Origin of the sequence: Moorena sp. SIOASIH (assembly GCF_010671925.1) — a bacterium.
Taxonomy (GTDB): Bacteria; Cyanobacteriota; Cyanobacteriia; order Cyanobacteriales; family Coleofasciculaceae; genus Moorena.
Genome location: NZ_JAAHIH010000006.1, coordinates 134,256 through 156,175 on the forward strand (window position 1 = coordinate 134,256; position 21,920 = coordinate 156,175).

The 21,920-nt window shown below is 44.8% G+C and carries 13 protein-coding genes; 7 read left to right on the forward strand and 6 right to left on the reverse strand.

Features of this window, described 5'->3' with window-relative positions:
• Positions 1-7: 7 nt before the first annotated feature.
• The 5 genes from F6J90_RS32730 to F6J90_RS32750 form a co-directional block, all read right to left on the reverse strand.
• Complete coding sequence (locus F6J90_RS32730) at positions 8-2,551, reverse strand: phage tail protein (RefSeq protein ID WP_293103629.1); 2,544 nt, start codon at positions 2,549-2,551, stop codon at positions 8-10.
• Positions 2,552-2,871: 320 nt separating this feature from the next.
• A complete protein-coding gene (locus F6J90_RS32735; RefSeq protein ID WP_293103632.1) occupies positions 2,872-9,606 on the reverse strand; it encodes a hypothetical protein in 6,735 nt (2,244 codons plus the stop codon).
• Positions 9,603-12,089 carry a putative baseplate assembly protein gene (locus F6J90_RS32740; RefSeq protein WP_293103636.1) on the reverse strand — a complete coding sequence of 829 codons (2,487 nt, stop codon included), beginning with the start codon at positions 12,087-12,089 and terminating at the stop codon, positions 9,603-9,605. Before F6J90_RS32740 ends, F6J90_RS32735 begins: the two co-directional genes overlap by 4 nt.
• Positions 12,090-12,103: 14 nt before the next feature.
• Positions 12,104-12,460: a GPW/gp25 family protein gene (locus F6J90_RS32745; protein WP_071104674.1), complete on the reverse strand. Its 357-nt coding sequence runs from the start codon at positions 12,458-12,460 to the stop codon at positions 12,104-12,106.
• 249 nt (positions 12,461-12,709) lie between these two features.
• The gene (locus F6J90_RS32750; RefSeq protein ID WP_293103639.1) at positions 12,710-13,540 is read right to left on the reverse strand and encodes a phage baseplate assembly protein V; all 831 of its coding nucleotides are present in this window, start codon (positions 13,538-13,540) and stop codon (positions 12,710-12,712) included.
• Positions 13,541-13,905: 365 nt separating this feature from the next.
• Between F6J90_RS32750 and F6J90_RS32755 the strand changes: the two genes are divergently transcribed.
• The 7 genes from F6J90_RS32755 to F6J90_RS32785 all read left to right on the forward strand — a co-directional run bounded on the left by F6J90_RS32755 (position 13,906) and on the right by F6J90_RS32785 (position 19,052).
• A complete protein-coding gene (locus F6J90_RS32755) occupies positions 13,906-14,532 on the forward strand; it encodes a hypothetical protein (protein ID WP_293103642.1) in 627 nt (208 codons plus the stop codon).
• 40 nt (positions 14,533-14,572) lie between these two features.
• Positions 14,573-14,875 (forward strand): hypothetical protein, encoded by a 303-nt coding sequence (locus F6J90_RS32760; protein WP_293103645.1) that lies wholly within the window; start codon positions 14,573-14,575, stop codon positions 14,873-14,875.
• Positions 14,876-14,946: 71 nt separating this feature from the next.
• Entirely contained in the window at positions 14,947-16,032 is a 1,086-nt protein-coding gene (locus tag F6J90_RS32765; protein WP_293103648.1) for a hypothetical protein, read from the forward strand.
• On the forward strand, positions 16,029-16,844 hold the full coding sequence (locus tag F6J90_RS32770) for a phage baseplate assembly protein V (RefSeq protein ID WP_293103651.1): 816 nt from the start codon (positions 16,029-16,031) through the stop codon (positions 16,842-16,844). Before F6J90_RS32765 ends, F6J90_RS32770 begins: the two co-directional genes overlap by 4 nt.
• Positions 16,845-16,986: 142 nt before the next feature.
• Positions 16,987-17,421: a hypothetical protein gene (locus F6J90_RS32775; RefSeq protein WP_293103654.1), complete on the forward strand. Its 435-nt coding sequence runs from the start codon at positions 16,987-16,989 to the stop codon at positions 17,419-17,421.
• 228 nt (positions 17,422-17,649) lie between these two features.
• Positions 17,650-18,747 (forward strand): PD-(D/E)XK nuclease family transposase, encoded by a 1,098-nt coding sequence (locus tag F6J90_RS32780; RefSeq protein WP_293103657.1) that lies wholly within the window; start codon positions 17,650-17,652, stop codon positions 18,745-18,747.
• On the forward strand, positions 18,744-19,052 hold the full coding sequence (locus F6J90_RS32785; protein ID WP_293103660.1) for a four helix bundle protein: 309 nt from the start codon (positions 18,744-18,746) through the stop codon (positions 19,050-19,052). Before F6J90_RS32780 ends, F6J90_RS32785 begins: the two co-directional genes overlap by 4 nt.
• A gap of 554 nt (positions 19,053-19,606) precedes the next feature.
• Here the strand turns inward: F6J90_RS32785 and F6J90_RS32790 are convergent.
• Positions 19,607-21,805 carry a DUF4157 domain-containing protein gene (locus F6J90_RS32790; protein WP_293103663.1) on the reverse strand — a complete coding sequence of 733 codons (2,199 nt, stop codon included), beginning with the start codon at positions 21,803-21,805 and terminating at the stop codon, positions 19,607-19,609.
• Positions 21,806-21,920: the final 115 nt, after the last annotated feature.

Below are 21,920 nucleotides of genomic sequence, written 5' to 3' on the forward strand. Positions count from 1 at the left end.
TTTTTGGTTAATTTTTATAAACTGTGCTTACTTCCATGCCCAAGCGCAAGTATTCATCCAAACTGGCTGCTAAATTTGCCTCTTGTTGCGGTCGCTGCAAATTATTGAACGCCCCCATTTCAGTATTATTTTCTGCGCCCTTTTGGATCTCTTGAGGGCAACTGAGGCTTAACTGAGCATAACCCGGTTGACCGTACTGCTGGGATGTAAAACTTGGCTGTAGTTCTGAATTCTCCAAAGTCTTTGGCTGGCACTCATATCGTTCTGGTGTAGAGTAATAATAATTTTCTTTTTTTGGTTCTTCTTCTGTCGGTGGTGGTTCTGTTTCGATTTGGTAACCCACTGGTGCGTAGCTATACCGCAGACCGCCACTTCCTTGTTTTTGCGCTTTTACGGGTTCCATAAAGATTGTTTCCGAACCCAACTCCATTTCTTCAATATATACTCCCCCAAAAATTGTCGAGCGCTCGATTTTTGTCACGAGTCCATGGTGTCTTCCCAACGACCGGATTGCTGCCGATCCGGCCCCATCGATTATACTATCGCGCAGTGCCAACGCTCCACTTTCAATGGGCAAGTTTACCTGCCCAACAATACTATTAGAGATTGTCACTTTGGTCTCCCCAGAGACTTCGCTAATGCCCACAACAGTTTCTTGGTGTTGGTCAGGGGATCGCTTGGGTCGAATCGTACAGTGGTCTACTTCTAGTTGCGCCTTTCCGGCGACGATGACTTTACCGCCACAAAGCAAACCATTTAGCCGTAACGTTGACCCCTCAGCACCGCTCACGATCAGATCCCCTCCCAAAGGACTGATCGTCGGTCGGTAACCATTACCTGCTTCGATTGTCAAGCGATCGCACGAACCGAGTTCGATCAGCAACGTATCGGACACTACAGGTGCTGTATGGGTGCGCGCCGTAAAGTGCGCTTGATTGTCCATTATCCTGATCGTGTTGTGGGACTCGCCGCTTGCCTTCCAAGCAGCGATCGCTTCTGACAGGGATGTATACCAGTTTTCGGTAGCCTCTGGAGGCATTTTTCTGGCTACCCACCGAATTGTTTCTGCGTCTTGAACCAGAGCTTGACTCCGATTATAAGGACCGCCTCCCATATTACCACTAAAGCCATAGCTGAAGTTAACTTCTAAATTATCCCAACCCGGATCCTCGCCACTGGCGAACATTAGCCGACCCAATTCCACATCTACGGCTATTTTACCGGGTGGCGGTTCTTCCCAATTGGTTAATCGTTGGGCAATAATCTTTTCTGGTGGTATGGCTGGATATTCTGCCCCTTGATTTTTTCCACGCTTTATATATATCACCAGACTGCGCGCAGGTCCGTAATAGTACTCGCTATTGAGTTCTGGTTCTGAGGGTTCTACCTGTGGCGCTGGCACTTCCTTGAGGTCAACGGACTTGCGATAGTCTTTTGCCATTTTTAATAGACTGTAAGTCGTATTTTCCGTCTGCTGCTCCACCCAATCATTAGGATAGATATAATCGTCGCCATCACCTAATCGGAAGACTTTAATGAATTTTTCATGAGTTTCCTCCTCGGGAGTAGGCGTTTGGAAAGGTCTTAAATCTTCCTCAAACGCCTTATGACTGATTGGGATCGGAAGTTCAAGACTGTCCAATTCATGAGCCCATAGATCCTGATTTTCTCTACTTTTCGGCTGATTGAACAAAGGCATATCGTAACCCAAGGGGTGAAAGGTATAGCAACCGGTTTGGTTGATTACTGGCCAGTCAAGTTTAGATTTTTTCTTGAGCTTGTGCCTGTAATAGCCATTCCTATTGCTGATCACTCTAGGACTAACTTGTAGGGTATGTTTGCGCTGGCTAGGGGAGGTATTAAAGCCAAAAACCGCCTGTTCAAATTCATATTTGCTGGTATCATCCCTGGTATCCCAGTGCCTAATATCTACCGCCTTGATGGGTAATTCTGGCCTATAGCATGGGGTAGAGCGTTTTATTGGATAGCTTTGTAGTCTCCAAATAAATAAACTGAGACTTCTGAGATTGTATCTGATTTGATTGCCATCAAAAGCACGGATATCTAAGGTATGAGCATTACTGTCAAATAAATCCTGCATCGCCACCATTGCCGTACTTTGAGTCAGAGCAAACGTGGCAGCGGACTGGGGGCGGACTCTTTGGATATACTGAGTGGTCAGGACGTAGTTGAACATTTCCACGACCCGCACTGTCCAACCCGTGGTATTCTCAATGGCTAGCTCTAGGGTTCTGGGAGTCCCTTTATGCCTGCGATAGCGAATCGCATTACCAATGCGACTGCGCTGAACGGGTAAAATCTTTTCCGGGTCATTTAAGTCTTGAATCCCTACCAATTCAGCAATGTAGGGCAATACCCATTCATCGCAGGTTTCAATGAACCAGTTTTCGTAGAGGTTATTGATATCGGCTTCGAGGATGCCCAGTTCTTGCTCGACGATCGCCAGCAAGGCTCGTAGGGGTTCGCCTGAAAAGAAATCTTTCCGACGATAGATAGCTGGTAATAGCTCGTAAAGTTTCTCCCTCACCATGTTTTCCGTCACCGTTAACGAGTTCTTAGCTATGGTTATCCAAAACCTAGAGGTTTTGAACTTAAGTTTGGCTGGCTAGACAAAACAAAAACCCTTATTAATCAAGGGTTTCATGAAGTTTTAATGGTGATTCGTTACCGTGTCTCGTCAGCATTCAGCTATCAGCATTCAGCTAATGGGCTACTTGAGGTGCTACTTGAGATGCTATCAGCTAAAGGCTTGTGGACACGCTAAGGTAACAGTTTATCCCCATAGCGTGAGCCTTGGCCTATGGCCACGCTACGGGAATGGCTGACGGCTGACGGCTGACGGCTGAATGCTTACCGTGTCTCTAACTCAATACTGCCTGAGACCGGATTGAGTAATAGCAGTTGAGCCGGTTCCACCTCAAGGCCATTCCAAGAGGCTGGTTTTGCTTCTAGGAATTGGTTGAACGTTTTATCGTAGCCATCTAAGTAAAGGGCATCCAAGTCTACACCATCAACCCCTTGAATTGACTGAATTAACTGGAGGATCTCTGCAGCAGTTACATTCTGAGCAAAGGCACGCTTGTCAAAAGCAAACGCCTCCTTAAGCACCTTTTTTACATCACTCATTACAGTATCAGCCACATATTGCCAGTTAATCCAGAGATTCGCCTTAATATTGAACAATAGACCCTGGTAACTGTCAAGGCTGAACTGAGATGCCGGACCACCACCTAAGCTGAGAGTGGGATCCCTTACGTCTTCAACAGCTTGCTTAATTTGAGCGTAAAGATTTGAGTCAGGTTCAACTGGTGCGCCATTGCGACCAGCTATCGTTGCTTGTACCATACCATAATTTGCCGTCGTTTGCAACTGAGTAGCAATAACTTTCCCAATACTAGAGAAGCCACCGATAAAGTACTCGTAATCTTGCAAAGAAATAATCCGATCCAAAGACCGCGTTTTCAGGGGAGCATTTTGCCGTGCTTCGTCCCGAGTTTCTGGTGGTGCTGCACCCGTTGCGGCTTGGGGATTAGTTGCCTCCACCACACCTAAGGGTGCGCTTTGTACTAAAGAGATTGTGTTAGCTGCGACTTCACCATCAGGACCAATACCTGTACGATAGGTAGCAGTGATATTTTCCTCCCCAGTTGTAGGTCGTGCCCCCTTGTAGCCATCCCCAAAGATCACACGGGTTTTGCCATCATCGTCTATCCGTGTCATATACCGCTGTTCTGGGGATGTTAACTCATAAAGGGAGGTAACTTCTTCCCACAGTAAACCATCCACACGCACGCTCAGGGTGCTTTCGCTACCGGTAGCTGTATCTGCGGAAACATAGGTTAAGGGTGGATTTTTCAGGAGAAATTCCTGATTCATCTTGGTTCCATCACCGCTACCGAGCACTTCATCAGCAACGGTTTCCCCGTGGGTAACCAAAGCCACATTAGCGTTGATGGTCACTGTGGTGCGATCGTAGGTATTCAGGAGGGGTTCAACTAGCTTAATCACTGTGCGCTGCTGTCCTTGGATTACCTCTTTTAAGGAAGCAACCTCACTGATAATTTTGTCAGCTTCAGTTGCCGCCTCCAGAAGGATTTCCCCTGGTTTTGTGGTTATCTCCCCCTTAAACCCAAGTTTATCGATCAGATTCCAGCGCACTAAACTACCTGGCATCACAACCTGCTCTGAAGGCATTGCGTTTAAGGTATTATCTTCCGTGAGTTCCTGACGCTGTTGGATAGACAGGGAGTCTCCAGGCAGTATTTCTGTTGATTCTATACTTTCGGTGCCTTTCAAAATACAGTGGTTGCGTGTGCCAATAAATACTTGACCTTGGCTGCTAATAGCGATCGCCCGGACATCATTAGCTAGGGCTTGTCGCATTTGTATCCACTGACTATCTTCCTGGAAGATAGCACGACGATAGATATTACCACCTTTAGTCCCTGCAAATAGCCAGGTTACATTATCCTGGGTATCTAACGCTAAGCTATAGACATTGTTGTTGGTTAAAGCCCTATTTTCGTGCTCCCAACCCGAAACCTTCGGTTTTGTAGTAATGTTTAGAGTCTGCTGATAAGTTTGAGAAGCTAAAACCGGATTTAATTGCCCTGAAAAAGCACCGAGAGCTGAGGAGACTTGATAAAGGAATTCTACCAACGACTTTTCTAGCTCTTCTAGGTCTGAATTTGGCAAATCCTCCACAGATTTTAGCTTTGAACTCAAATCCTCTGCCTGCTCTTCTGATTCTAAAGTTAAAAAACTTCTAAATACACCGGATTTTGTCCCCACGAACATGTAAAGCCTGTTATCTTGTGTTTTAAGATCGAGGGCGCGCACATCTTTATCAGGCAAGCTATTGTTACTATCCTCATTATTCAGGGAAATCCAGCTTTGGGTGTCATCCTCGCTATTATTAAACTTCAAGCAAAATACTCCATCAGATGTCCCTGCAAAGATATAACACTTGCCATTTTTTGTATAAATCTTGAGGTCACGGACTTCGCGATTTATCCATCCCCTGGATAAGTGATGCCAAGTCTGGTCAGGATCATCCAGATTGCGGCGACATACATTTTCTCCGGTTCCCGCCAAGATGTAGCGAGAACCGTTTTGTTCGTATATCTCCAGCACGTTTACATCTGTATTTGTCAAGCCATTATCAAACCGTTCCCATCTCTGCTGTTGGTTCAGTTCCTGGCGAAATATACCCCCTGCTGTTCCTGCCAATAGGTATTTAGAATTACCTTGAGTATCGATCGTCAGGCTGCGAACATCTGTATTTGTCAATCCTTCATCATCAAGTTTATGCCAGCTATTCCCACCAAAGTCTCGACTCAATATGTCTCCTGTTCCGATTGCTATCAATATATAGCGTGTGTCATTGTACTGGTAAGTTTTCAGAACCCTGACTTCTTTTTCACCATTGTCCCAGCTATCAGAAAACTTATTCCAGCTAGCGGTTAAATCTGTCAGATCCCGACCAAATATGCCTTCTATGGTGCCAGCCAACAGGGAGATATCCCCACTATCTTGATAAATATCTAGAGCTTTAACCTGTTTATTGGGTAAGTCAGTATTAAATTCTTCCCAGGCATTTTCTCCCAGCTTGAGGCGAAATACTCCTAAATTTGTCCCTGCCCACAAATAGCGTCCGCCCCATAATACATAAGTCGCCAGAGCTGTTATAGCTTCTTTATTGGGAACGTTATTATCAAATTTAATCCAGGATTGGGAATCGGACTTTAAGCTAAAGATATCTCCCTCGGTGGTCCCCACAAATAGTGTACGTACTCCATTTTCTATATAAGTTGTCAAAGCACGAACATCAGTCTTTGTCAAGTCATAGGTAATATTTTCCCATTCTCCATCCCCTCGATCCAGATTTAGACGAAATAGGCCATCTGCTGTCCCGGCCAACAGATAGCGATCGCCTTTTTCTGTATAAATCTCCAAATCTTGGACATTACCAGTTCCTAAATCAGTATCTAAATCCCAACTAATGCCATTGTGTTCTCGGCGAAATAGACCCTGTCCTGTTCCTGCGAAAATGTAGAAAATACCATTGCGTTCGTAACTTTCCAATGCCCCGATGCTTGTAGGCAAATCAGTTGTAAGTGCGCTCCAGCTGCTATTCTCATTTCGAAAAACTCCCGCTGCTGTCCCCGCTAAGATAATAACGGAGCCATTTTCTTCATAGCTCTCAACATCACGGACATCAGTATTTGTCAAGCCATCATTCAGAGCATTCCAGATATTGCCATCATGTCGAAATACTCCCCCTGCTGTCCCTGCTAAGATGATGCGGGAGCCACTTTCTTCATAGCTCTCTACATCATGGACATCAGTATTTGTCAAGTCAGCTAGCTCGGTCCAGTTACTGCCATCATGTTGAAATACTCCCCCTGCTGTGCCCGCTAAGATGATGCGGGAGGTGCCTTCTTGATAGCTCTCTACAGCACGGACATTAGGATTTGTCAAGCCAGCTAGCTCGGTCCAGTTACTGCCATCATGTTGAAATACTCCCCCTGCTGTGCCCGCTAAGATGATGCGGGAGGTGCCTTCTTGATAGCTCTCTACAGCACGGACATTAGGATTTGTCAAGCCAGTGAGCTCGCTCCAGCTAGTGCCATCATTTCGAAATACTCCCCCTGCTGTCCCTGCCAAGATGATGCGGGAGCCATTTTCCAAATAGTTTGTCAGGTCACGGACATCAGTACTTGTCAAGCCATCATTCAGAGGGCTCCAGCTAGTGCCATCATGTCGAAAAACTCCGCTTGCTGTCCCTGCTAAGATGATACGAATTTCATCTTCTACATAGCTAGTCAGAGCAACCACATTGGTATTGGTCAAGCTCTTATTATTCAGTGATTGCCAGAATCTGCCATCATATCGGAATACTCCAGCTGCTGTCCCTGCCAAGATGTAGTCGGAGCCACTGTCTGAGTAGCACTCTAGAACTTGAATACTCTGTTGGGAAGGGTCAATACTTTTCCTGTCCAACCACTCATCGCTTCCCAGTTCCAGATGCAAGACTCCTGTTGCTGTTCCAGTAAATAGGGTTTCCCTATCAGCTTCCTGGTCAATTAACAAATCATTAACATCAGTATACGTCCACAGTTGAGTCAAATTTGCCCAAGTTTTGTCACTCAACAACGACTGGCGAACAACCCCTCCCATGGGAGGGATTTGAGCTCGCATTTGCTTGCCACTTATAATTATTTTCCGCTCTTCTTCCAGTCCTGGGACTACTTTATCTAACTCTATTTCATCCCCTTCCACTGGCAGTTTTGTTCGGTAGATAATTTCCTCGTAGAGTTCTAAGGCTTCACTTTCGGTTAAAACTAGAGTTTCGCGGTATTTATCTCCTCCAAAGGCACTCAAATCTGCTTGAGTAGTTTCCAGTTGAATCCGGGTTAGTTTACCATTTTCGCCAAACTCATTGCGCAAAACTGTCCCTACGCTTTTAACTTTATAAGCCTGGCTACTTTCTTCATGCTTCAATACCACCCAACTATTTGGGAAAATATTATCGTAGATATCATTGAGATCGATATGTTGCTGATTTGCGATCGCAAACCCTGGCCAGTCCATTGTGTGCAGGCTATCAAACCAACTTCCGGCGAATAGCTTTTCTTCCTGGGCTGCATCAAAATTGGCTAATATACTACGAATTTCCTGATTTATCAATCCATTATTGATTTCTTCCCAGTTTACAACAACATCATCAGGATTACTTGTGTCAATATGGGAGTAAAATACACCACGGTCTGTCCCTGCATATATATAATCATTGCTGCTTCCCTTAGGCGCTATACTTAGGGAATAGACAGTAGTTTCATTTGTCAGATTTTCGTTGTTAATCTCCTGCCAAGTTACACTACTACCAGGAGCAACAGAAGGATTGTCGCATAAAAATACCCCTGTGTTTGTTCCGGCAAATAGATAATCATGATCATCAATTTTAACCGCAACTAGTGAATATACATTTTTTTCATCGTTCAGGGTGTCAGTATTGTTAATCTTTGTCCACGTTATCTGCCCAGGGTCATTTTCCTCGGCACGAAATACACCCTGGTCAGTCCCAATAAAAATATAATAAGTAGTATCTTTTTTAATTCTCGCAATTGAATATATAATCGTGCCATTCAAGCCAATAGAGTTACTATCTCTGTTATTAATATCCTCCCAGATTCTCCCACTATCTTGAGACCTAAAAATACCATATTCAGTACCCACATAGATGATATTCCCAGAAACAGCAAGACAGCGGATAATACTGCTGGGCAAACTGGTTGTTATGGGCTCCCATTCGTGTAATGGGTCTGGTACCCCTCCGATCGTAATTTTATGTTCGACAACACTAATCCCCCCACTACCTATTTCTACCCAGCTTTCTCCCTGGTCAATGCTTCTAAAGACATTCCCCTCGGTCGCCCCTGCAAAAATATATCCTTTCTCATTAACTGCTAGAGAGTAGATATCAAGATTTGTTAAACCTTTGTTAATCTCTACCCAATTTCTGCCTTCATCCCTAGAGCGGAAGATGCCATTATGAGTTCCGACAAAAAGACTACCAGTATTTTGCTCCCGCACCAAAGCCCGAACATCAGCATTTTTCAACAAGTTTGTGGAAATTGACGTCCACTCCCGCTGGTCAATATAGTTAAAAACACCACCGGTGTCATCACTGTACAGGCGTTGCTCCTCCGGACTCAGTTCATTCCATTCAGGAGCCTCGCTACCAAATAGAGTGGCTTGTTCCGGTAAAGCAAAGACTTGGATCTCGCTGCGGGGTTCCCAACCCAAACCTTTTTCCCAAGCAACAGTAGTATAATCTAGCTCGTCATCGGTTTCGACTGTTGCTATTGGAGTATAAAGACTTTCAGTCGTATAAACACCTAAGGCCAAAGGCCACGCTACGCGATCAGATAATTCTATTTCCTCCTCTACTATCAATAGAGCATCGCCCTCTTCCAACTGAGTTTCAGTACCCGATAGCTTGAGTGATACGGTGTCTTCGCTTATTTCTTGCGGGACAATTTCTGAGGGTAAATGGGGTTGCAGTAAATTCCACGCCCCCCGCATTTCCAACGTTTCTACAGTCTCAAATACCTGGGGGTCTTCATCAGCGATGGGTACGCTTTCGACTGTAACTCCCTCGGGGACTTGGACAATTTCCGGTACATCCTCTGACTCTTCGATTGTAAAAGCTAGATAGGTACTGGCAGCAACACCTGGAGCTAGTTCGTAGCCCACCGTCCGACTCAGTTCCAGTAACGATAGTCGCTCGGTTGCCGTGTTTACAAAGCCTTCATTCGCGATCCGTTCTTGGTAGAACGTCAGCACTTCCATCACTGCTGCCCAACCATCTAAGAATGCGATCGCAGGGTCATCGTTGTGGCTAGCGGTCAGTTTCCCTAGGGGTCGCGAACCATCCTTTTGATTAGGGGGGATTGTCTGAGTATGCAACTCGGATTTCATCCGTTTGAGGCTATCATCATGCCTAGCAATCCGATAAGAGAGGGCTGTCAGCCCTGGTGGATTGTAAATTGGTTCTGGTTGGTTTTCTGGTGTTGATGTCATATGCCCCCCTCTAATTCAAACTCGATCAAACCATACTCTGGAGTATAAGGATTATTATCCACTCGCACAATGGACAACGTATCAGTGGCGATTACACCTCGGTTCAGTTCATCCTGAGGTGTCCGACCCCAAACCTGAAAACGGCTAACTTCAGCCCGGTACACCCCATCAATGTCCATTGTCTTCTTAATAATGCGACTTAGGAAAACGGGTTGACCGAAGGTGAAGTTATCTGGATGAAAAAAACCGCGCCTGCCACTCTTGTAATCTTTGTTGCCAAAGGTTTCCTCAAGAGCGCGTCTGATACTGTTTTGGAAATAGCCATCTTTAAGTGTTACCTGTAACACTATATCCAACGGAACGAAGGTCGGTTCCACAATCTCTAGGTCGTGACCCATCAATCGGAATGGCATGATATAGTCGCGCAATTCCTGCTTAAAAGCATCGTCAATCGGTTTGCCCTCATAGCGATCGACCGCAATAAACATAGTGTACCAACTACCAGTCCAGCGCAGTTGGGCAGCAGCCTTTTGCACCTCCGGGTAACGTTGCATTACCTCAACATAGTCTGCTTCTGTAACGCAGTTCTGACGAATGCGGAAAGCCTGAGGGGCATTCAGCCGGGCGTCGGGGATCGGTTCGGGGTCTATACCACCTTCGGCAGCTAAGGGGTTGTAAATTTTAGCAATTTTCCCAACCAGTTCTACGTAGTAATTGCTATCGTGGGGAAGCAGATAAGCGATCGCCTCTCGACCCACATTACCAGCAGTACCGTTACCACTGCGGTAGCTCGCTTTCATTGTCGAACCGGCTAGGGGGGCTTTACCCAAATTTCCGTCTCCAAAACGCAGGTAGGCTGTGCGATCGCTCTCCATTTCCACAACAAAATCTGAAGCAAACTGATTGCTATTCAAAAGGTCGGGTTGTGGATACCAGGTTTCCCAATCACCACTGTTACTAGCAGAAGATTGTAAACACAAGACTGGTACGGCGTTTTGAGGGTTTTGCTGTAATAGTTCTGCTGCGGGCTGTTCTTTTGCCTGTTCGTGCTTGTAAACTTCGCTGTAAGTTAAATCACTTTTAGACAATTGGGGACGATAGTCCCCTGATGCCTGCACGTTAGGCATGTTATTGTCTTCCTGACTTTTGCCGTGATCGGCAAGTACAATATTACCCCGGGCTAGGCTGAGGGGATCAGTAGTTTTCGGGCAAGAAGGTTTAGCGACGCACAGAGAGAATTTGAGTGCATCGGGAAGAGCCCATTCAATCTCAGTCAATGGCACTGCTGTATTATCTGGTGGGTCCTTAAATCTACCTCCGATCACGTCTTCTACCTGAGAATTGACCATAGTCAAACGCACCACCTGACGGTGCTCCGGATCGCCGTCTTCCCCTGTCTGCGGGTTTTTCACCTCTTCGAGTAACAGCAGGTCACCTTTTTGCAAATGTTTTAAATGTCCTACTAATGTCGCTTTTGTGGTACCTTTTTTTAAGTAAAACTCAGAAGCCCCCCAAGCATAGAACTCAATTTTATTGTGTTCTGATCGCAGTTCCAGGTCGTGTAGGGTTTGAAAAACCTTAGCCCCCTTTTTCTTGAGCACTTCTTGAGCCTCACGGGAATCAGACTTTAGCACTGGCTGCAATGTTGATGCACCCGTAACGACCATGGAGTCCTTGTGGAGCATCACTGGCTCCATCCCAGACTGTAACTCTAGGTATACCCAAACCCGAGCATTACAGCCTTCATGCAATACGTAGTCTACCAGACGGCAGTGGCGACGGATAGAAATTCGTTGTCGAGCTTTACTCAGGTAGGCTTCTGTTGCCACTGCATCCTGATAATAGCTGGCGCTGTCAGCCGTATAAGCTAATATTTCTGTTAAAACTATTCCAATATCAGCTGGATTGCGCTCTCGCCATTTAGGCATTACCACCGATAGGCGATCAAGTATCAATTGGCGAAAGCTGCTATAGTCCTTTGCCAGATAGGTAATTTCGATGGATTCCTGAGTTTTCAGCTCTCCAAGTAGGGGCTGTTGCGGATCAATTTTCGTGGAGATCTGCTCGGGTTTTCGGAAGCCAAAGCTCAGCTCTTCAAAGAACGGATCTAGGTTAGGTATATTAATCAGTTTTAATTGATAGGAATTGCTCTGCTCCTCACTATCTGATGATGTCAACGGATGCTTAACTGTGAGTTGCAGCCGATTCCCCTTTATGATTACTGGTGTTTCTGGCGTGGCTGGTAGTAACTCAACGTCATTGCTAACCACACCACCTTTGGTAATCTGGATATTACCAGAAGTGACTGTTTCGGGAGCCACCTGTTTGCCTTCCAAACCTGGTGCTGCAGGAATGAAATAGACTAGCAGATTCCACTCGTCTTCAGTATCTTCTAGCCACTCAACTTGGATATAATCAAGCCCGATCTGAATCGGATGAGCGCTCACTGCCATCCGTCGCTGATGTCTGAATTCGCTATCCATTACTGTACAGTCCTTTATTCTCCCTGCTCGAATTTAGCCACTTCCCGTTGCTGATTGCGTCTAATTATATAGACCACTGTCACAGTTAACTTGGTATCTTCAGTTTCTACCTGTAGTCCTTCTACGTGGATCAGTTCCCCCAACCACTCCTGTAAAGAACTTTGTACCATCAACTCAACAGAACTAGTGAGGTCTTGGCTATTAGGAGCAAAAATCAACTGCATTAAACCCGTGCCAAAAGTAGGGCGGTTGACTCTTTCTCCCGGAGTCGTGAATAGCACTTGCTCGATCATTTGACGGATATGTTCTGGCCAGTCCGCTTCTGCTACTCGCTTATTTTCGTCAATTTCAAAAGGATAAGCAATTTCCATTTGTTAACTCAAGTTTGTCTAATTGAAAACGTCAGCCGTCAGCATTCAGCATTCAGCATTCAGCATTCAGCTGACGTAACAAAGATTAAACGAATGCTTACTTGTTTTATTTCAAAGCTGATAGCTGATAGCTGATAGCTGATAGCTGATAGCTGATAGCTGATAGCTGATAGCTGATAGCTGATAGCTGATAGCTGATAGCTGATAGCTGATAGCTGATAGCTTACTTTAAATCTTATCACTAACTACTTACATTACTTCCAGTGCCCCATTATTAATGTTTACTTTAACCTGAGATAGGTTAATCTTTGCACCGCCACTGTTCTTGACATCTATAGCAGAATTAACTGCTATTTCCGAGCCATCATTACTTATTTTTATCCCCGAGGAAGCTAGTTGCATCTCTGATTTACCGTTCTTGAGCTGAATACCGTCGTTTGTCAATTTCGCTGTAGATGATTTTTTATTTAATTCAATCCCCGATTCCTCCAGTTTACCCTCACCACCTTCCTTCTCCTTTAGTTGAATCTGCTTAGCAGTGATATCTACTCCTGTTTCCTTAGTTTTCAACTCTATCAAATCTTCTGTTAATTTTAAAAGCGTCTGCTGATCATGCTTGATTTCAATTCCTTTCTTATCTAACGTCAATTTAATTACTTTTTTGGAATTTTTATTATCTTTTTTAGGTAATTTAATCTCTAAGGTGACCCCTTCTTTTTGAGTTCGCCTACTCAAGATTAAAATTAAGTCTTCCGTCTTAAAAACTTGAATCTCAGCAGGATCCCCATTTTGTTCGTAAGCAGCCTTAACTTCCTTAGGCACCTCTTCATTGATCCAAAAGCAACCTGTCCAAATCGGGCGATCGCGATTACCTCCCTCAAATTCAACCCAGATGTTGGCACCTAATGGTGGTATTGTAAACATCCCCATATCTTTGCCCGTGTATGGCAAGCAAGGCAGAGCCCAGTTTTCGTTGTCTGCATCTAAAACCTCGGGAACAATCACTTGAAGGCGACCGAGCTTCTTGGGGTCTTGATTTTTTTTGACTTTACCCCGGTATTTACCAAAAAAATCTGTCATCAATTTTTCGCGACTGGAGAATTTATCTTTTAGAGACGATAAGGAAGCCAAGGCTCCAAGTAGATTGACAATTTAGAAAAATAACTAGCGTTTTTAAGTCTAATGAGGCACACAGGATTTTTTTCCCTGTCTCATAAAACCAGGTAATCTGTACCTCACCAAATTGAAAAATGCTATACTCCCAAGTTATCGTAGACTACCATATCCTGAGATTGGATCAGCGCTGCTTAATAAAACTGAACATAACGCCATCTATCTAAATAATATGTAAGGTGATCGGGCTAAATAGTGGCGTTGCAACTCAGGGGAGTAAGCTGGTGCCCATGAAGGTAAAATAGATTGCAGTTAATCCATAGAAAAACTCTATGAGCGCATTTCCAGGTTCCCCACGTACCCTCAAAGGGGCGATCGCCTCAATCGATCCCTTGATTCCCCTACCCAAGGTGATCGTTTTCCAATATAATCCAGAAACGATGACGCGCTCGCTGACATCCCGACTAGCTAGTAACGAAAAGCATGAGTCAACAAAAATTAGCCTACCACCAGAAGAAACAATCAGTCTGAAAATAGAACTCGATGCCACCGATCAATTGGAAAAGGCAGATGGCACCGCCGTCAATCTGGGAATACATCCCCAGTTAGCTGCATTGGAAACCCTAATATATCCGATGAGCGTGGAGGTGATCGCTAAGGAGGCTCTGTTGCTAGCAGGAACGATAGAACTACTGCCCAAAAGTCCTCCACTAACAGTGTTTATTTGGGGAGTGAAGCGGATTGTACCAGTACAGATTAAGAGTATGAGCATAGAAGAACTTGCTTATGATGTGAATCTCAATCCGATCCGCTCGGAAGTTAGCCTAGAGATGCAAGTACTCAGCTATAGCGACTTAAAATTGTCAAGCATGGGTGGTACTATGTTTATGGGTCATCAAATCGCGAAGGAACTGATGGCAGCAGTGAACATGGTTAACAGCATCAGTGGATTAGGATAAACTTTGAGACACGACATTGAGGCGGTAGCCAGAAACACTTATGTTTGACGAAACAAGCCGTTACTACTATTTAGAAACCGAAAAATTCACCAACCCAGACGGTAGAATAATAGCCTACAAGCGCAGGCGGTTTCTGCCCCAGAGTGAAAAGCTGCAGTTGCAGGTAGAATTGACAGTAAATGAAGGCGATCGCCTTGATCGGATTGCCAATACGTACATCGGCTCTCCAGAAATGTTTTGGCAAGTATGCGATGCCAACAATACCATGAATCCCTTCGAGCTGCTAGAACCCCCGGGTAAACAGATACGGATCCCGCAGCCCTATATTATTGAACCCATTTAACAATTTAGCCCCAAATAGAAAAATAAATGGTCTTCCTGGGTGTACAATTAACGATTTTAATAGGACCGACAGTGCCTAAACCAGCATCTCGCTTGCTCCTTGAATCCCTGACTAGTGTTGAAGTAACTAATAGCGATACTGGGCGATCAGGTTTTCAGATAGTCTTTTCGGTCAGTCCCAGCGGGAAGTCAGATTTAGATTATCCCCTACTAAAGCAGGTAAAGCAGTTTAACAGAGTTGTCCTGGTGGTGACCTTCAATGGCAAACCTCACGTTCTCAGCGATGGTATAATTACCAACCAGCAACTACAACCAAGTACTCAACCGGGTGTCCCGTCAACGATAACCGTGACTGGGGAAGATGTCAGTGTGATGATGGATATGGAAGAAAAAATAGAAAAGCATCCATCCCAGAATCAAACGGCGATCACCACTAAAATTATTGGCAAGTACGCCAAATACGGTATTATTCCCAAAGTAAAGCCCCCTTCAGGGGATAAACCCCCCTTGCCTACGGAATATATTCCGATCCAGTACGGTACAGATCTCCAATACATTTTGGAGATGGCGGAGCACAATGGCTATGTATTTTTTATTTCTCCCGGACCAGTGCCACTGACTAATACCGCCTATTGGGGACCGCCTCCGAAGTTGGGTGTCCCCCAGTCAGCAATATCTGTGAATATGGGGTGGCATAGCAATGTGGACTCGATTAATTTTCAGTATGATGGACTGGCGGCTAGCCAGGCATCTGGAGAATTGCTGGACTGTAAGAAAAATAAGCCCAAGGAGGTAAAATCTGCCAAGAGCAAGAGTCCGTCCCTGGCTAGCTCTTCAGCCTTGAAGCAGCCCGTAGTGCGCAAGCGCTTGCTGCCACCTCAGGGATTAAATCAGTCCCAGGCTAAGGCTGGGGTCCAGTCGATCACTGATACTTCTCTAGGCAAGGTACTTACCGTTGAGGGTGTACTGGATGCCCAGAAGTATGGTAGTCTACTGAGGGCAAGGGGTTTAGTTGGTTTGCGAGGGGCTGGCAAAAGTTACGACGGACTTTATTATGTCAAAAGTGTGACTCATACTTTAGAAGTGGGAAAGTATAAACAAAGTTTTGTTTTGACCCGTGAAGGTTTGGGGACAACTGTTCCGGTTGTAAAAGTATGAATAATTTCTTTGGTAAATATCGCGGTACAGTAACGAATACGAAGGATCTAAACAAGCGCGGTCGCATTGAGGTGAGCGTACCGTCAGTTTTGGGAGATCAGTGCTTGTGGGCTGAACCTTGTGTTCCTTATGCAGGCAAAGATATTGGCATGTTTGCTATTCCGCCGAAAGGCTCGGAGGTTTGGGTAGAATTTGAGGGTGGAAATAGAGAGCGCCCAATTTGGACGGGCTGTTTGTGGTGCCCGAATGAACTGCCTAAAAAGGCAGCTGAGGCGACTACGGCGGGGGAGCCTGAGAAGTTTCAGATGTTTAAGACTCAAGGGGTTACGATATCCGTTAGCAGTCTGAGTAAAGGCAAAAAATATTTGTTACTAGAGGTGGCTAAACCAGTGGTGGATAAGCCCCTGAAGGTGCTATTTGATGAAAATGGAATAGAAATCAACAATAATAATAAGACGACCGCTAAATTGACCGAAAAGGCGATCGAGTTGAAGAATGGAAAGGACTCTCTGGTTACAATAACCGAGGAGAGTATTAAGCTGGCGGAAAAGCAGGTAGAGGTGGAGCTGAATAAAGATAAGATTAGATTAAAGAAGAGTAAGTCAATTGCGGAGTTAACAGAAAGTGCGTTCAACCTAGAGAAGGATAAATCGAAAGTACAGCTATCAGACTCAGGGGTAAAAATGAGTAAGACCACATCGGCAGTGGTGGAAATAACATCTTCAGCAATTAACTTGAAGAAGGGTTCGGCTAGTGTGGAGTTGTCGGGTAATAAAGTGAATCTGAACAAGGGGAGTCATCAGACAATGTGAGCGGAGTTCAAAATTCAAAATTCAAAATTCAAAATGCTTAGATAGTATTGATTCAATCGCTTTCAAATTGGTGGGAAATTTCCGCCTCGCTGCACTAGTTTCCCTGGAGCTAAACCTTGAAGAAATAATTTTGTAGTGCTTAATGGCTGATTTTATTCTGGTTACAGGGGATAAAGCCATGTTTAACCCTACCTTTGGGGCCGCAACTGTGGTGCCTCAACCGGGTACGCTGGCGGGTTCTGGCAAGGACACAATTAATGGCAAGCCTGTGTGTGTGGATGGGGATGAGAAAAAAGTGATAGTACCGGGCTGTATGTATATGACCCCACAATACAGTATACCAGGTGTAGGTACTCTCTCGATTCAATCCCTGGGGGGCAATCAAAAAGCTAAAAAAAATAAGTCTGGTGGTAAACCTGTGTTGCTCAAAGGCAGCACGTTCACTGCCAAATTTCAAGTAATGACCCCAGCCCAGCAACCACCACCAGGCCCGGGACCACCAATTCCCGACGCTACTCCTCAATACTCGGGTACTGGCATGTTTATTACTACTAATTTCAAAGTTAAAGGTGCTTAATAACCGGCGTTGCTGATTCTGGGTATGGTTTCGCCTGCCTCGCTTGGGGGACCAACGGGGGCTTTAATAAAACCAGATTATCGCGCATTCATTCCTTAATTCAGCAACGCCTTCCCCAGAGCATCAAGCTTTTTTCCAACAGTTAATGGCACGGCAGCAACAACACGGGAATGGTTAATGAAATAAATCATTATCTATAATATATGTAGTCATACCAGCACACCAACCATGGCTACCAGACATATACGCTTTGATTGGGCAATCTTAAGACTACTGCGCAATAAAGCCAATTATGTAGTCTTGGAAGGGTTTTTAAGCGAGTTATTACATACACAGATCAAAATCCAAACCCTTCTCGAAAAGGTCGGCAATCAACAGACAGAGGAAGATAAAAGCAACCGTGTTGATATTCTGGCGGAAACCGAAAACTCCGAGTTAGTCCTCATCGAAGTGCAAAACAACTCCCAACTCGATTATTTTCATCGGATGCTCTACGGTGTTTCCCAGCTAGTCACGGAATATCTTGAACAAGGGGAAGAGTACGGCAAAATTCGGAAAATCTACTCAGTGAATATCGTCTACTTTAACCTCGGTAAGGGAGATGACTATATTTATCGTCTGCGCTCCGAGTTCATGGGAGTGAATCAAGGAGATATCCTGGAACCTACCCTAGCTCAAGAAAGAAAATATACGATTGAAAAAGTAGCAGATATCTTTCCAGAATACTACCTGCTGAAAGTAAAGAACTTTAAGGGGATAGCGAAAAACAGCCTAGACGAATGGATCTATTTTCTCAAAAACAGCGAGATCAAGGAGGAATTTGGAGCATTAGGAATGGTGGAAGCTAAGGAAACCCTAAGAGTCAATAATCTCTCAGACGAAGAAAGAGCGGCATACAAGCGTTATATGGACAACAAAAGTTACGAAGCCAGTATCTTAAGTACCCAAGAGTTTGAGGCGCAATGGCAAATCGAACAGATTGAACAGGCAAAAATTCGAGGTAGACTAGAAGGTAGGGAAGAAGGAAGACTAGAAGGTAGGGAAGAAGGTAGGGAAGAAGGTAGGGAAGAGGGAAGACTAGAAGGTAGGGAAGAAGGGAAAAGAAGCTTACTATTAGGACAGCTGGAGCGCCGTTTCCCAGAAATAGCCTCACAACTGAGTGCAGCTATCGTTGGGTTGAATTCCCAGGATTTAGATAATTTAGCAGATGCCATGTGGGATTTTCAGACTAGCGCTGATTTGCTTGACTGGCTACAGGAACACTCAATTCAAAATTCAAAATTCAAAATTCAGAATTTAAAATTCAAAATTCAAAATTCAAAATGAGTGAAGTAAGCCCAATTACGCACCGGACATTTGATTTTGCGGTACGGATTGTTAATCTTTGCAAGGCAATGGAAGAAAAGCTAGGGGTAGCTCGAACGCTTTCTAAACAACTCATTCGTTCGGGTACGTCTATTGGGGCTAATGGGTCGGAGTCCCAAGCTGCCCAGAGCACGGCGGATTTTGTTCATAAGTTGGAAATTGCACTCAAGGAAGCGAGAGAAACGCGATATTGGTTGCGTTTATTAATAGCTGTTGAATTATTTCCAGAAAGTCGTTTGCGTCCTCTTTTGAATGAATCAGAATAAATCATTAAAATTATAGCATCGATTGTCGTTAAAACCAAACGCAATCGAGCCAATTCAAAATTATGAATTCATAGTTCAAAATTGCTTCGGTTTTTGAATTCTGAATTTTGAATTTTGAATTGTATTTGAATTTTGAATTCTGAATTTTGAATTTTGAATTTTGAATTGATTTGGATGCGGGAGTTGGTAAGACGGCTTTACGAGCAAGGGGCGTCGAGTGGGCGCATTCTGTCTTATCTCCTCCTTTTGTTGGGTGCGAGGCGGGATTGATGGCAGGTTGGGTGATTTCGTAGGTTGGGTTGACCATCGGGAAACCCAACAATTGTTTTCAATGCTGAACAATGCTTGTTGTCGGTGTTGAATATGCTTTTGTTGGGTTTCGTTCCTGATGCTGTTGGTGACAGTAATCTCGGAAGAATAAGAGCGTGCTACAAGAGGTGAGAAATCTTTCCTTGGGCGATTAGTAATACTCAATTGCCTGATGCTTGGTAGCACATTCGCCAACAGTATCCGTTCGGAAACCGGAAACCCCACCTACGAGAGCGATCAGCGAGTTAGTACTTAATCAAGTCTGGCGCGGTACTGCTAAAGTGATCCTTCCCGTCATGATAAATGTTTAGCGCATCTCCTTCTCCATCATATGCTTCATTTGCTACTCCCTTGTCCCGTCGCACTTCCTCCGGATAAATTATATTTATCGGATTGCGGATTCTTAGTACGCGCCTGATTGTTTCGATTATTTCTGGGGTCGAGGCTAACATCTGTCCTATGGTGTCCGTCTCATTCCGTATTGTTACTAGCTCGGCTTCATTTGCCACTTTGCCCCTTGCTGCTAAGGATATTGCATTGATTAAACAATTGTTCATTTTCAACTCGGCCTGGGCCCGGATCTCCGCACTATATATTCTCCATAACTCTTCCTTGATCTTCTTGGGTTCCCCTCTTCCCTTCTCCTTCGATGGGGTCCAATAGGGCTCGGGTGAAGGTTTTGTATTGAATAACTCTTTGAAATCCTTTACTTTATATGGCTCTAACTTCTCCAACAATTCAAGATAGCCTGTCAAACTTGTCTTCGCATCACATGACATCGCTCCAGCTGTGTCTATCACCTTTTCATCTGACGGCTCGATCTCGCCTTTCAAACTTTTGCGTAAATCATCTAAAAACCTGGCTTTATCCTCATCCTTTTGATACGTTCTATTTAGAGCTACGGCGTGGTCCGACCAATTGAATATTTTTCCCTCTCTTTCATAATGGCTTCCTTTTTTTCTTAATCCCCTGTAGACAATATCATTACCTTGCGGGGCATCATATAAACCCATGGTGTCATGATTTTCGATTGCGAATTGCGCGCCAGTTTTTGGTCCATTTTCGGCATAATTATGCCCATAACTACGTATAAGCCTTGCTGCTTCTGGGAAATTATCCACCACGGGGATCTCGATATGTCCTTTTTCCTTTCCACCTCCGGCATTTCCTATCTTAATCCGCTTTCGGCTTGATTCTGCCAATTCACTTTCGTACTCCCAGTCACTAACTTCTATTGAATCTGACCTGACTATTCTCTTTTTGCCTTCTTTTTTCATTCCTCCTTGTTTTTTCAAATCGGATGGCCGGTCAATATTCAACGGTTGTTTTGATTTTTTTCCCGGCATGTTCCAGGCATTCATAAGGTTTTTTCTATGTCTTTCCTCGTTACTAGGATTGTCCACATAAGCTTTTACTGACTCATAATCAGATGCACATTCAATGGCATTTTCCTTAATATATTTTTCTGCGTGCTTCTTTAACAGCTGAACGACAGGTCTTGTTCCTAGATCTGAAATATTGGTTATGCTACCTTCTTGTACTCGATATTCAATACAAGAAATACCTTGGTTTTTCGTTTTTTTGTACTGTCTTGAAGTCGGTTTTTTTTCAGTACAGGCTTTTTCCTTTGATCTTTCCGAAGAGGCTTTGCCCTCCGTTATAAAGGCTGGTGGGGCGACTGAATTCACTCTCATCTGTACTGCCCTCTGCCCCATCACATCCGCCTCACCCTCCAAACCCCGATCGCCATTCACCCCAACCCCATTCACCTCCATCGTCGGTCTCACCCTTCCCTGCATTTGCTGCACCACATGCCACGCCTCATGGGGCAGATGCCGCTTCTGTCCCGGTGCAACCTCAATCTCCTGACCTTGGGTATAAGCATGGGCATTGAGTTGGGCGGGTTTGGGGGAGTTGTAGTTCACGCGCACCCCAGAGAGGTCAAAGCCTGACAGACTTTCTATTCCTTCCTTTAGGCGATCGGGCAACCCGGTCTTGTTTTCCGCTTTCTTTTCTTGCTCCTGGCGCTGGATTGGGGTTTCGCGTCCGCTCATTCCTCCTGTTCGTTGGGCTACGGGCATTCCCTTTGTCCGGAGCTGTTGCACCTGCCCATATCTTCCCCTCGTCGGCGGATTCACTACCTTTTCCTCTCCTACTGCTTGTGTTGGGAGTTTTCCTTGCATCCTCTGTGATTCGGTTTCCTCTTCTCGTCTATTGGGCTGATTGGCTTTAGCGTGCAATGGGGAAGGTTTAGCCGAGTTATTGCTGACGGGTATCTGCAACAAGTCCAGTTTAATGCCTGAGTTTACGCTATCAGGGGATTCTGTTTGGGGTGTCACAGTTTTAGCGGGTAGCTCACGCACCGCACTTCGTTGGAGTATCCAGTTATCGGAATCCTTCTGGGGGGACTCGCTGCTTCTGCGAACATCATATTGACGAGTCATTTTTTATGTTATTCTCTTATGATTATATTTTTAGAGTACTAGGAATTACAGAACTGGAACAAGTAATGGTGGGCCTAGACTATGGCGAAGGTATATAGAGGTTTGAAACCTAATG

Coding starts and splice junctions, on each gene's coding strand:
- F6J90_RS32730 (WP_293103629.1), bottom strand. CDS start 2,551: ATGGTGAGGGAGAAACTTTACGAGCTATTACCAGCTATCTATCGTCGG.
- F6J90_RS32735 (WP_293103632.1), bottom strand. CDS start 9,606: ATGACATCAACACCAGAAAACCAACCAGAACCAATTTACAATCCACCA.
- F6J90_RS32740 (WP_293103636.1), bottom strand. CDS start 12,089: ATGGATAGCGAATTCAGACATCAGCGACGGATGGCAGTGAGCGCTCAT.
- F6J90_RS32745 (WP_071104674.1), bottom strand. CDS start 12,460: ATGGAAATTGCTTATCCTTTTGAAATTGACGAAAATAAGCGAGTAGCA.
- F6J90_RS32750 (WP_293103639.1), bottom strand. CDS start 13,540: ATGACAGATTTTTTTGGTAAATACCGGGGTAAAGTCAAAAAAAATCAA.
- F6J90_RS32755 (WP_293103642.1), top strand. CDS start 13,906: ATGAGCGCATTTCCAGGTTCCCCACGTACCCTCAAAGGGGCGATCGCC.
- F6J90_RS32760 (WP_293103645.1), top strand. CDS start 14,573: ATGTTTGACGAAACAAGCCGTTACTACTATTTAGAAACCGAAAAATTC.
- F6J90_RS32770 (WP_293103651.1), top strand. CDS start 16,029: ATGAATAATTTCTTTGGTAAATATCGCGGTACAGTAACGAATACGAAG.
- F6J90_RS32775 (WP_293103654.1), top strand. CDS start 16,987: ATGGCTGATTTTATTCTGGTTACAGGGGATAAAGCCATGTTTAACCCT.
- F6J90_RS32780 (WP_293103657.1), top strand. CDS start 17,650: ATGGCTACCAGACATATACGCTTTGATTGGGCAATCTTAAGACTACTG.
- F6J90_RS32785 (WP_293103660.1), top strand. CDS start 18,744: ATGAGTGAAGTAAGCCCAATTACGCACCGGACATTTGATTTTGCGGTA.
- F6J90_RS32790 (WP_293103663.1), bottom strand. CDS start 21,805: ATGACTCGTCAATATGATGTTCGCAGAAGCAGCGAGTCCCCCCAGAAG.